Raw genomic sequence first — 10,955 nt, forward strand, 5'->3', positions numbered from 1 at the left:
ACTTTGTGAAGCTGCACGTACCGATTCGCCTGCGTTGGTCCGACCTCGACGCCTACGGTCATGTCAATAATTCCGAGATGCTGCGCCTGCTCGAGGAGGCGCGCATCGTGGCCTTTTGGGTGAACGAAGACGACGGTGCAATCGGCGCGAGCACGGCCGTGCTCGACGGTCGCCCGGGGGCAGCGACCCTCACGCTCATTGCTCGGCAGGAGATTGAATACCTGGCGCCGGTACCCTACCTGCGTCAGCCGCTGGACGTGCGACTGTGGCTGGGCAAACTCGGCGGGGCCAGCCTCGACGTCTGCTACGAGGTATACAGCCCCGAAGGTGTCACACCCGAGGTGTTGTACGCCCGTGCGAACACCACGATTGTGCTCGTTGACGCTGCGAGCACACGGCCGCGCCGCATCAACGACACCGAGCGTGCGGCCTGGACGCCGTACCTCGACGCCCCGATCGAGTTCTCCCGGCGCTGACCCGCGCCGGGTGTCGGGCAGCGCGCGCTAATGGAGCGCGCGCTGCCCGGTGCGAACGACTACGGTCCGAACTATTCCAGCACGATAGGAACGCGCAGCATGCCTTCCTGCGCGACGGTGGCCAGGAGCACGCCCTCACGGCTGAAGATGCTGCCCGTGGCCAGGCCGCGGCCGCCCTGCGCGCTCGGAGAATCCTGCACGTAGAGCAGCCATTCGTCGACCCGACCGAAGCGGTGCCACCACATGGCATGGTCCAGGCTGGCAACCTTCAGGCCGGGAGATGACCAGGCCACACCGTGCCGACGCATGATGGGTTCCATGATCGAGTAGTCGCTGGCGTAGGCAAGCGCTGCACGGTGCAGGTCCGGATCGTCGGGCAGCGGCAAGAACGTCTTCATCCACACGGCTTGGCGGGAGGTGTGCTCACCGTTGACCTTGAGATAAATCGGTGAGGGAATGTGGCGCATATCGAAAGGGCGTTCGCTGGCCCAGTATCGCGCCACCGAATGGTCGATGTGCGCGAGTGCATCGGATGCCGTCGGCAGACTCTCCGGATCAGGAATATCCGTCGGCATCTCCAGATGGTGCTCGAGTCCTTCGTCCGCGTCTTGGAATGAGGCGATCATCGACAGGATCGGTACGCCGTCCTGGTAACACTGCGTGCGCCGGGTGGAGAAAGAGCGACCGTCGTGAATGCGTTCGACCGAGAAGGTGATCGGCTGGTTGACGTCGCCGGGGCGCAGAAAATAACCGTGCATGGAGTGCACGTGGCGTTCGTCGGGCACGGTGCGCATCGCGGCGACGAGCGACTGGGCCAGCACCTGCCCGCCGAACACGCGGCCGAGTGGCATCCACTGCGACGGGCCGGTAAAAATATCCTCGTTGGTGCGGGCACCGGTATCGGTGAGATCGAGAACGGCCAGAAGGCCTTCCATGGGCTTATGCATGCTGTCTCCTCGGGCAAGTTCGCGGCCGCGGCATGCGGATGTTTCGTATCTTGGTAGTTTAGGAGATGATGAGCCAGTCATTCACTCTTACCGATTCCCAGTCCCTCAGCGACCTGATCGTGTTTCTGTCCCGCTCCGGGCGGGTACTCGATGGTTCCGCGCGCCTGATTGCCTCCAAGGGCGTTCTGGCGGTGTACACCGCCATCTTCTATCCGCGCGGTTTGCTCGACGCCAGCCCGACCGTGCTGGGCCTGCGTACCTTTGCCCTGCAGGAGTCGGTCGACCTCGATAAAGTTGTGCCGGTGCGGTCCCTGCTGGAACGCCTCAAACGCCTTGAATCCACCACGCGTGACCTGACCCTGCCGGTCATCGTCACCGTGCCCCTCGAGGTGAACACCGTGACCTGGGCAGGCATCTCGCCGCCGAAGGGTGGCTGGGAGCCGCACGGTCAGACGCCGGCAGCACACCTCGAAGCGGCCGCTCGATCGGGCATCGACGAGGTCGCCGCCGCGGTGCCGGAAGGTGCCGGCGAGCTGATCGTTGAGCGAGTGCGCTCTGAGGTATGGAGCCGTCAGGTGGACGGGCTGGAATTCGTGCCGACCGGCGCCGGTTTCGCGGCTTTCAGCCTCGGGTTTCTCGCCGAGGGGGAGCCGGTGCAGCTCTACGAATCCGGGCTGTGGACACGCCTCAGCACGAGTCGCGGCCACGTTCTGGTGCGGCGCAAACCGTGGACCATCACGGCCTGATCATCGGTTCGGCCACGGTACTGTCGGTGGCGAGCAGGGCTGCCCAGAGATCCGCGCGCGCCGGGAACGCGTTCAGATCGCGCGAGAGCAGCTGTTCTGCCAGCTGAATGCGGGTGCGCACCGTGTGTCGGTGCACTCCGAGCTGGGTTGCGGCCGCGCCGAAGTGCCCGTTGCAGAGCAGCCAGGCTCGCAGGGTGGTCAGTAGCTCGGTGGAGTGCGTGCGATCGTGGGTCAGAACCGGTGCGAGGGTGGCCAGGCCCACCTCGCGGGCATCCGTTCTCGCCAGCAGGGCCAGCACGCCCTGCTGGGCGACGACGCCGAACTCGGTCACGCCCGGTGCACTCTCCCGGGCTCGGGCAAGCGCCTGATGGCCCTGATCGAGGGCCCGCGGCAGCTCGCGATAGGTAGTCGGGTCTGACAGGCCGGCGTGCAGGTCAAACAGTGTGCACAAATCTGAGAGGATGCCGCGGGCCGAGCGGGCAAGACACACGACCATGACGTCGTCCTGGCGGGCGAAGAACAACTGCCCGGGGGAGTCTTCAACGCGCACTTCCAGATACTCGGTGATGGCGTCGCGCCGCGGAGCCGGCGCATCGACGACGGCAACCAGAACCGGTGCCGCCGGGAGCTCTCCCCACATCTGGCGGGAGATTTGTTCGACCAATTTCTGTTCGCCACCGAGCAGGGTGTGCATCAGGCCGGAGCGGAGCAGTCCCTGGGCGCGATCGAGCGCGTTGTTCTGTTCCAAAGCCAGACCGGCCAGGGCGATCACGCTCGTGACGACCTCGGTGCTGGCTTGATCGAGGGCACGTGGTCCGCCGAGGGCGAGCACACCGCGCAGGTGATCGTGACCGCCGAGAGTCTGCAGGGTGAGCGTCTCACCGCCGGCATTGACGGCACTGCTGGAGCGCTGCCCGCGGGCCAGTAGTCGTCGAGCCTCGTGCTGCACGGTGGCGAGGGCGTCGGGGGCGGCGGTGAAGGTGCCGCGGGGAAACACCCGGTCGAGGGTGCCGCTCGCGTCGAACAGCGCGACCCAGTGGCCGAGTTGCGTTGAAAGCTCGGCCAGCGTCGCACTCAAGCCGTCGGGGCGGAGCGCGGCGAGGGCAATGGCGCGTTGTGCCCGCAGCGCCCAGGTGGCGCGAGCGTAACGATCCTCGGCCACGAGGTCCCCGGCAGCGCGGGCCACGGCGATGAACGGGGTGCGATAGGGCACCTCGAAGAGCGGCAGGCCGAGGGAGAGACACGCCGCGAGGAGGCCATCCGGCGTGCCGTCTCGAATGACCTCGGTGCCGAAACCGAGCGCGGTGATGCCGTGCTCACGCAGACGCTGCACATAGGGCTGGTAATCCCCAGCCGATGCCAGATCGCTCCCGAACTGGGTGCCCGTCGTCAGCAGCACCTGATTCTCGGATAAAAACGGGGTCGGGTCGGCCAGGTCAGAGCTGTGCACCCACTCGACGGACCGATCGAGCATCGCCTCGAGTGCGGCCGGAGGGGTGTCGCCGAGCAGGGTGAGACCGAGATTCGGGTCAGCGAGAAGGCGGCGCAGTGTGGGGAGCATGAGTCCTATACAGTCGGGCGAAAGATTCTGCATCGACTATACATCTGGGAGGTGTCGTGCGGGGTCCTCTGCTGCTTAGCATTGCCGCAATGGCATCGTGGCCGCGATACCGCCCACCTTTTGCGAAGGGAACCCCTATGACACTCGTAGACACTGCTCGCCCCACCAGCACCCCGCTCGGTGGCCCCACTCTGGCACAGGAACGCAAGCTCGTCACGAGCATCCCCGGACCCAAATCGCGCGCGCTGAGCGAGCGCAAAGCACGGGCCGTTTCGGCCGGCGTTGGCATCACGCTGCCCGTATATGTTGTGGCCGCCGGCGGAGGCGTTCTCGTAGACGTCGATGGCAACTCGCTGATCGACCTCGGATCGGGCATTGCCGTCACCGGTGTCGGCAACAGCGCCCCGAAGGTCGTTGACGCCGTCGCCGCCCAGCTGGCCCAGTTCACCCACACCTGCTTCACCGTCGCACCGTACGACTCCTACATCGAGGTGGCCGAAGCGCTGAACCGCCTCACGCCCGGTGATCACGATAAGCGCAGCGTGCTGTTCAACTCCGGCGCCGAATCGGTGGAGAACGCCGTGAAGATTGCCCGCCACTTCACCGGCAAGCAGGCCGTTGTCGCCTTCGACCACGCATACCACGGCCGCACCAACCTCACCATGGGCCTGACCGCCAAGAACCAGCCCTACAAGAACGGCTTCGGCCCGTTCGCCCCCGAAGTGTACCGGGCGCCCATGTCGTACCCCCTGCGCGACGGTGGTCTCGATGGTGTCGTGGCCGCAAACCGTGCCATCTCGCAGATCGAGAAGCAGATCGGCGCGAGCAACCTCGCCGCCGTCATTATCGAACCCATCCAGGGCGAGGGCGGATTCATCGTTCCTGCACCGGGATTTCTGGCCACCCTGCTCGCCTGGTGCCGTGCCAATGAGGTCGTCTTCATCGCCGACGAAATTCAGACCGGCTTTGCCCGCACGGGGCACATGTTTGCCTGCGAGCACGAGGGCATCGTGCCCGACATGATCTGCACCGCCAAGGGAATCGCCGGCGGCCTGCCGCTGTCGGCCGTCACCGGGCGCGCCGACATCATGGACTCGCCGCAGGCCGGCGGCCTCGGCGGCACCTATGGCGGCAATCCGCTGGCCTGCGCCGCCGCGCTGGCCACCATCGATACCTATGAATCTGAGCACCTGGTCGATCGAGCTGCCAGCATGGGAAAAATCATGGCTGAGCGCCTGGGGGCGCTCGCCGCAGCGGACCCTCGCATCGGCGAGGTGCGCGGCCGTGGCGCCATGATGGCCATCGAACTCGTCGATGCCGCCACCGGGGAGCCGGATGCCGCGCTGACCGGTCGGGTCATTACGGCCGCCCACGCACAGGGAGTCATTCTTCTGGGCTGCGGTACCTATGGCAACGTCATCCGTTTTCTGCCGCCGCTGAGCATCCCTGACCACCTGCTGCTCGAGGGCCTTCAGGTTCTCGGCGACGCCCTGGCCGCAGCATGAGCGCCCTGCTCGAGGGCGTCGTTCACTCGTCGACCGAGGAACGAAGTGCCGCGTTGCTCGCCCGCGTGCCCGACCAACTGTTCATCAATGGGGAGTGGCAAAACGGCACCGGCGACCCCATCGTCGTGACGGACCCGGCGACCGGGCAGGTTCTCAAGCGGATTCAGAACGCCTCCGTGGCTGATGGTGCCCGCGCGCTCGATGCCGCCGCCGAAGCAGCGGCCTCATGGGCGGCCACCCCGGCGCGGGTGCGCGCCGAGATTCTGCGCCGCGCGTTCGACCTGCTGCAGGAGCGTCGCGACGATTTCGCCATGCTCATGACGCTGGAGATGGGCAAGCCGATCGCCGAAGCCAACGGCGAGGTCACCTACGGTGGGGAATTCCTCCGCTGGTTCAGCGAGGAGGCCGTGCGTGTCAGTGGTCGTTACGGCGCCAACCCGGAGGGTACCGGCACGATGGTCGTTACCCAGCGGCCGGTAGGCCCGTGCTACCTGATCACGCCGTGGAATTTTCCGCTCGCCATGGCCACTCGTAAGATCGCCCCGGCACTGGCTGCGGGCTGCACGGTCGTCGTCAAGCCGGCCGAGCTCACCCCGCTGACCACCCTGCTCTTTGTGCAGCTGTTGGCGGATGCCGGCGTGCCTGCCGGCGTCGTAAACGTCATCACGACGACCCAGTCACAGGCCGTGTCGGCCCCGATTATCGCTGACCCCCGACTGCGCAAGCTCAGCTTCACGGGGTCAACGGTGGTCGGGCGTGCGCTCATCGCCCAAGCAGCCCAGAACGTGCTGCGCACCTCGATGGAACTCGGCGGTAATGCTCCGTTCCTCGTTTTCGCTGATGCCGATATCGAGAAGGCCGTCACTGGCGCCATGCTCGCCAAGTTTCGCAACACCGGCCAGGCGTGCACGGCAGCCAACCGGTTCATCGTGCACGCGTCGATCGCCGACGAGTTCGGGCGCCGCCTCACCGACCGGGTGAATGCCCTCGTGCAGGGACCCGGTATCGACCCCTCGGTGACCTTCGGGCCGCTCGTGACCGACTCGGCCGTCGATAACATCGATGCTCTCGTGCAGGACGCCATCTCGCATGGCGCCACGCTGCTCACCGGCGGAACTCGCCCCGACGGTCCCGGTTCGTTCTACGCCCCGACCGTGCTCACCGGAGTGACCGCTGACAGCCGCATGGTGCGGGAAGAGATCTTCGGCCCGGTCGTGGGGATCTCAACCTTCGAAACAGACGAAGACGCCATAAAAATGGCAAATGACACCGAATATGGTCTGATTGGTTACGTTTTCACTAACGATATCGCCCGTGGGCACCGTATGATCGAGAGTATTGATACTGGGATGATGGGCCTGAACACCGGCCTCGTCTCGAATGCCGCAGCACCATTCGGCGGCGTCAAACAGTCCGGGCTTGGTCGTGAAGGTGGCCTCGAAGGCATCCACGAATACCTCTCAACCAAGTACACCCTCATACCCGGGACCTAATCCGGCACACACCACAGGAGCAACCATGACCACGATTGATCGTGACGTCGTTATCATCGGCGCAGGGGCATCCGGTCTCACCGCCGCGACCGCACTGCAGAAAGCCGGCCTCAGCGTTGCCGTACTTGAAGCTCGCGACCGTGTCGGTGGGCGCCTGTGGACGGACCAGATCGAGGGCGCCATGCTCGAGATCGGTGGTCAGTGGGTCTCGCCCGACCAGCATGCTCTCAAGGACACGCTGGTCGAGCTTGGCCTGAAAACCTATCCGCGCTATCGGGCCGGTCAGAACGTCTACATCAACGGGGCGGGTGTGCTCAGCCGGTTTGACGGCGACATCTTTCCGGTTCCGGCCGCTACCGAAGCGCAGATCGTGGGCCTGATCGAAAAGCTTGATGTTCTCGTGGCCGAGATCAACCCGGATCGCCCGTGGGAGCATCCGCTCGCCAAAGAACTCGACGAGGTGTCGTTCAGCAGCTGGCTGGAGACCCAGACCGATGACCAGGAAGCCCGCGACAACATCGGTATGTTCATTGCCGGGGCCATGCTCACCAAACCGGCCCACGCCTTCTCGGCCCTGCAGGCCTTGCTGATGGCGGCCAGCGCCGGGTCGTTCAGCAACCTCGTCGACGCCGACTTCATTCTCGACGAACGCGTGATCGGGGGACTGCAGCAGGTACCACTGTTGCTGGCCGAGAAACTCGGCAGTGACGTCTACCTCGGGCAGCCGGTGCGCAGCCTGACCTGGAGCGATGATGGCGTCACGGTCGTCGCCGACGGCATGACGGTGACCGCCCGGCACGCCATCGTGGCCGTTCCGCCGCCCCTGATCAGTCGCATCAGCTTCGTGCCGGCCCTGCCGCGCCGGCAGCAGCAGCTGCACCAGCACCTCTCCATGGGCTTTGTGATCAAGGTGCACGCCGTCTACGAGACACCGTTCTGGCGTGCCGACGACCTCTCCGGAACCGCGTTCAGCCCCTACGAACTCGTGCACGAGGCGTATGACAACACTAATTTTGAAGACCCGCGCGGCACACTGGTGGGTTTCGTCTCCGATGAAGTGGCGGATGCCGTCTTCGCGCTGAACGCGGACGAGCGCAAGGCACGCATTCTCGAGTCGCTGTCGCACTACTACGGCGAGCAGGCGCTGCACCCCGTGGTGTACTACGAAAGCGACTGGGGCACGGAGGAATGGACCCGCGGGGCCTACGCGGCCAGCTTCGACATGGGCGGACTGGCCCGGTACGGCGCCGAGCTGCGCAGCCCCGTTGGCCCGATCTCCTTCTCGTGCAGCGATATGGCCGGCAAGGGCTACCAGCACGTCGACGGAGCCATTCGGGTCGGACAGGAGACCGCTGCGGCGATCCTCGCCGCACGCCAGCTCGCGTGAGGTTTTTGGTCGGCTACACCGCAACCCCAGCGGGTGCGGATGCCCTCGCCCTGGGCGTACGTCTCGCCCGCTCGCCCGGCTCCGAGCTTGACATCGTGCTCGTGCTCAACGGCGGGGAGCGCGCCACGCTCACCCCCACCGATCCCGGTTATGACACTTTTCTGCTCGAGGCGGCTGCGGGCTGGTTGGCTGAAGCGCTCACCCTCGTGCCCGCCGGCATTTCCGTGCACACCCACCTGGAGCACGCCGACTCGTTTACCCAGGGGCTGCTCGCCGCGGCCTCGCGGCTGCAGGCGAACCTGATCGTGGTCGGAGCGGCCACCCACGGTTTGCTCGGCCGTTTTGCGATCGGAAGCGTCGCCGGTGGTCTGTTGCACTCATCCCCGGTTCCCGTGGCCCTGGCCCCGGAAGGCACCCGACTGATGGGCACGCACGAACCGATCGGCCGAGTCACCTGCGCGGTGGGAACAAAACCGGGAGCGAATGGACTGCTGACGGCCGGCATCCGTTTGGCCCGCACTGTGGATGCCCCGCTTCGGCTGGTCTCCCTCGTTGCGATCGATCGTCCCGGAACCGACGCGCAGGCGATTCAACTTGCCGCCGACCACGCACAGTCGGTGCTCGACTATGCCACCGAACACCTGATGGACGGGCTCGACGTCACAGCCAGCGTCGCCTCCGGCAGCAGCGTGGAGCATGCCGTGCGCGGCCTGCACTGGGATCCGAGCGAGGTATGCCTTGTCGGTTCCAGCCGGTTGGCGCAACCACATCGACTTTTTCTTGGCTCGATCGCGGCAAAGATGCTGCGCGAATTGCCGGTGCCACTGATTGTGGTGCCGCGAGATTTCACCGCGACGGTGGGGGAGTAAGAGAACATGACACTAGAAATCGACGCCAGTGAAGCCGTTGAAAAGTCGACGGGAGGCATTTCCAAGAAGGGCCTGAGCGCCGGCTCCGTCGGGTTGGTCGGGGCCGTGATCATCGGCATATCCTGCATCGCTCCGGCTTACACGCTCACCGGCGCCCTCGGCCCGACGGTCGCCGAAGTAGGCCTGCAATTGCCGGCGATCTTCATCGCCGGGTTCATTCCCATGCTGCTCGTGGCCCTGGGCTATCGAGAACTGAACAAGGCGATGCCCGACAGCGGTACCAGCTTCACCTGGGCGACCCGGGCCTTCGGGCCGTGGGTCGGCTGGATGGCGGGCTGGGGGCTGATCGCCGCGACCGTCGTGGTGCTCAGCAACCTCGCCGGGATCGCGGTCGACTTCTTCTACCTGATGCTCTCGCAGATCTTCGGCAACAGTGCCGAGATCGCGGGCCTCGCGGGCAATCCGTTTATCAATGTCGGCACCTGTTTGGTGTTCATTTTTGCTGCTACCTGGATCAGCTATCGGGATATGCAGACCACCCAAAAGCTGCAGTACTGGCTGGTCGGGTTTCAGCTGGTGGTGTTGGTGGGATTTGGCATCATGGCTTTCGTGCACATTGCCAACGGTTCGGCCTTCGATCCGACGCCGGTTTCGCTGTCGTGGTTCAATCCCTTTGCCGTCAGCTCCTTCTCCGCGTTTGCTGCCGGACTGAGCCTGTCGATCTTCATCTTCTGGGGCTGGGACGTCACTCTGACCATGTCGGAGGAAACCAAGGGCTCCCGCTCGACTCCCGGCCGTGCTGCCACCCTCACTGTGATCATCGTTATGGTGCTTTACCTGTTCGTTGCCATCGCGGCCATCTCCTTTGCCGGCGTCGGCGGTGTGGGCGTTGGCCTCGGAAACCCGGAGATTCAGGGCAACGTGTTCTTCGCGTTAGCCGGCCCGGCGCTTGGCCCGTTCGCCGTGCTGATGTCCATTGCCGTACTGTCCAGCTCCGCTGCCTCGCTGCAGTCCACCTTCGTTTCACCGGCGCGGACTCTGCTCGCGATGGGCCACTACGGCGCCCTGCCGCCGGCCTACGCGAAGGTCAGCCCGCGCTTCTTCACGCCCGGGTACGCCACCATCGCCTCAGCAGTAGTCGCCGCTGGTTTTTACACCATCATGAGGTTTATCAGCGAAGACGTGCTCTGGGACACCATCACGACCCTTGGCATGATGATCTGTTTTTACTACGGCCTGACCGCATTCGCCGCGGTCTGGTACTTTCGGCGCCAGTGGTTCGCCACCGTGCGCAACGCATTCTTCACCTTTGTGTTTCCGCTTCTCGGCGGCATCATCCTGACAGTGCTGTTCTGCACCACCCTGGTGGACAGCATGGACCCGAACTACGGCAGTGGTTCCGAGGTCTTCGGCCTGGGCCTGGTCTTCGTTCTGGGAATGGCCATCCTGCTGATCGGCGTCGTGATCATGGTCGTGCAGTCCAAGGTGCGCCCCGCCTTCTTCCGTGGTGAGACCCTCAGCCTGGCCGCGCCGCGCTACGGCGAGCAGGACGAGTAGCCGGTCCGCGCGAGGGGCGGCATCCGCTTACTGAGAGTGGATGCCGCCCCCGGGTCGCGCAGGCGACGCTGCGATGCCGAGCCGTGAGTCGGGTCGCGCAGGCGACGCTGCGATGCCGAGCCGTGAGTCGTGTCGCGCAGGCGACGCTGCGATGCCGAGCCGTGAGTCGTGACGCGGTGCCACCTGGCAGTTCAGTTGCGGTAGTCGTCGTGGGGTCGACTCGGTCTCGGACCGTCACCATCTCGCTGGTCGAGACCGTCGAGACCCTCGAGACCCTCGAAACCCTCCAGCCCGTCGGGACCCCTCAGAACGGCGAGGCCCTCGAGACCCTCGTTGCCCACCGACCTGCAGTCTGCGGTTGCAGCCGTGCGCGGGTCCGCTGCCGGATGGTCGAGCAGCGGCCGCTGGAGGAGT

The 10,955-nt window shown here is 65.4% G+C and carries 10 protein-coding genes; 7 read left to right on the forward strand and 3 right to left on the reverse strand.

All coding sequences use genetic code 11. The annotated features are described in order from the left end of the window. Positions 1-5: 5 nt before the first annotated feature. On the forward strand, positions 6-476 hold the full coding sequence (locus tag QMK22_RS08065) for an acyl-CoA thioesterase (RefSeq protein ID WP_283497094.1): 471 nt from the start codon (positions 6-8) through the stop codon (positions 474-476). A gap of 71 nt (positions 477-547) precedes the next feature. Here QMK22_RS08065 and QMK22_RS08070 read toward each other — a convergent pair whose 3' ends face one another. Next, positions 548-1,423 carry an acyl-CoA thioesterase gene (locus QMK22_RS08070; protein ID WP_283497095.1) on the reverse strand — a complete coding sequence of 292 codons (876 nt, stop codon included), beginning with the start codon at positions 1,421-1,423 and terminating at the stop codon, positions 548-550. Between the two features lie 68 nt (positions 1,424-1,491). Between QMK22_RS08070 and QMK22_RS08075 the strand changes: the two genes are divergently transcribed. Continuing rightward, on the forward strand, positions 1,492-2,169 hold the full coding sequence (locus QMK22_RS08075; protein WP_283497096.1) for a DUF8185 domain-containing protein: 678 nt from the start codon (positions 1,492-1,494) through the stop codon (positions 2,167-2,169). Here QMK22_RS08075 and QMK22_RS08080 read toward each other — a convergent pair. Further along, complete coding sequence (locus QMK22_RS08080) at positions 2,159-3,730, reverse strand: PucR family transcriptional regulator (protein ID WP_283497097.1); 1,572 nt, start codon at positions 3,728-3,730, stop codon at positions 2,159-2,161. The two genes, QMK22_RS08075 and QMK22_RS08080, sit on opposite strands and share 11 nt — an antisense overlap. A gap of 137 nt (positions 3,731-3,867) precedes the next feature. Here QMK22_RS08080 and gabT point away from each other — a divergent pair, with 137 nt between their 5' ends. Genes gabT through QMK22_RS08105 form a run of 5 tightly spaced genes read left to right on the forward strand, consistent with a single transcriptional unit; the run spans position 3,868 to position 10,541 of the window. Further along, a complete protein-coding gene (gene gabT / locus QMK22_RS08085) occupies positions 3,868-5,235 on the forward strand; it encodes a 4-aminobutyrate--2-oxoglutarate transaminase (RefSeq protein ID WP_283497098.1) in 1,368 nt (455 codons plus the stop codon). Continuing rightward, positions 5,232-6,728: an NAD-dependent succinate-semialdehyde dehydrogenase gene (locus tag QMK22_RS08090; RefSeq protein WP_283497099.1), complete on the forward strand. Its 1,497-nt coding sequence runs from the start codon at positions 5,232-5,234 to the stop codon at positions 6,726-6,728. Before gabT ends, QMK22_RS08090 begins: the two co-directional genes overlap by 4 nt. A gap of 25 nt (positions 6,729-6,753) precedes the next feature. Beyond that, entirely contained in the window at positions 6,754-8,115 is a 1,362-nt protein-coding gene (locus QMK22_RS08095) for a flavin monoamine oxidase family protein (RefSeq protein ID WP_283497100.1), read from the forward strand. Then, positions 8,112-8,984 carry a universal stress protein gene (locus QMK22_RS08100; protein WP_283497101.1) on the forward strand — a complete coding sequence of 291 codons (873 nt, stop codon included), beginning with the start codon at positions 8,112-8,114 and terminating at the stop codon, positions 8,982-8,984. Before QMK22_RS08095 ends, QMK22_RS08100 begins: the two co-directional genes overlap by 4 nt. 6 nt (positions 8,985-8,990) lie before the next feature. Then, positions 8,991-10,541, forward strand: coding sequence for an APC family permease (locus QMK22_RS08105; RefSeq protein ID WP_283497102.1), 1,551 nt, complete (start codon positions 8,991-8,993; stop codon positions 10,539-10,541). A gap of 191 nt (positions 10,542-10,732) precedes the next feature. Here the strand turns inward: QMK22_RS08105 and QMK22_RS08110 are convergent. After that, positions 10,733-10,955: hypothetical protein (locus QMK22_RS08110; RefSeq protein ID WP_283497103.1), on the reverse strand; the 223-nt coding region annotated here is incomplete at its 5' end.

This window comes from Cryobacterium sp. PH29-G1, from assembly GCF_030063365.1.
Lineage (GTDB): Bacteria > Actinomycetota > Actinomycetes > Actinomycetales > Microbacteriaceae > Cryobacterium.

What these genes read in the sequence shown, in the direction of transcription:
- QMK22_RS08090 (WP_283497099.1), top strand. Translation starts at nt 5,232, where the DNA reads ATGAGCGCCCTGCTCGAGGGCGTCGTTCACTCGTCGACCGAGGAACGA.
- QMK22_RS08095 (WP_283497100.1), top strand. Translation starts at nt 6,754, where the DNA reads ATGACCACGATTGATCGTGACGTCGTTATCATCGGCGCAGGGGCATCC.
- QMK22_RS08105 (WP_283497102.1), top strand. Translation starts at nt 8,991, where the DNA reads ATGACACTAGAAATCGACGCCAGTGAAGCCGTTGAAAAGTCGACGGGA.
- QMK22_RS08080 (WP_283497097.1), bottom strand. Translation starts at nt 3,730, where the DNA reads ATGCTCCCCACACTGCGCCGCCTTCTCGCTGACCCGAATCTCGGTCTC.
- QMK22_RS08075 (WP_283497096.1), top strand. Translation starts at nt 1,492, where the DNA reads ATGAGCCAGTCATTCACTCTTACCGATTCCCAGTCCCTCAGCGACCTG.
- gabT (WP_283497098.1), top strand. Translation starts at nt 3,868, where the DNA reads ATGACACTCGTAGACACTGCTCGCCCCACCAGCACCCCGCTCGGTGGC.
- QMK22_RS08070 (WP_283497095.1), bottom strand. Translation starts at nt 1,423, where the DNA reads ATGCATAAGCCCATGGAAGGCCTTCTGGCCGTTCTCGATCTCACCGAT.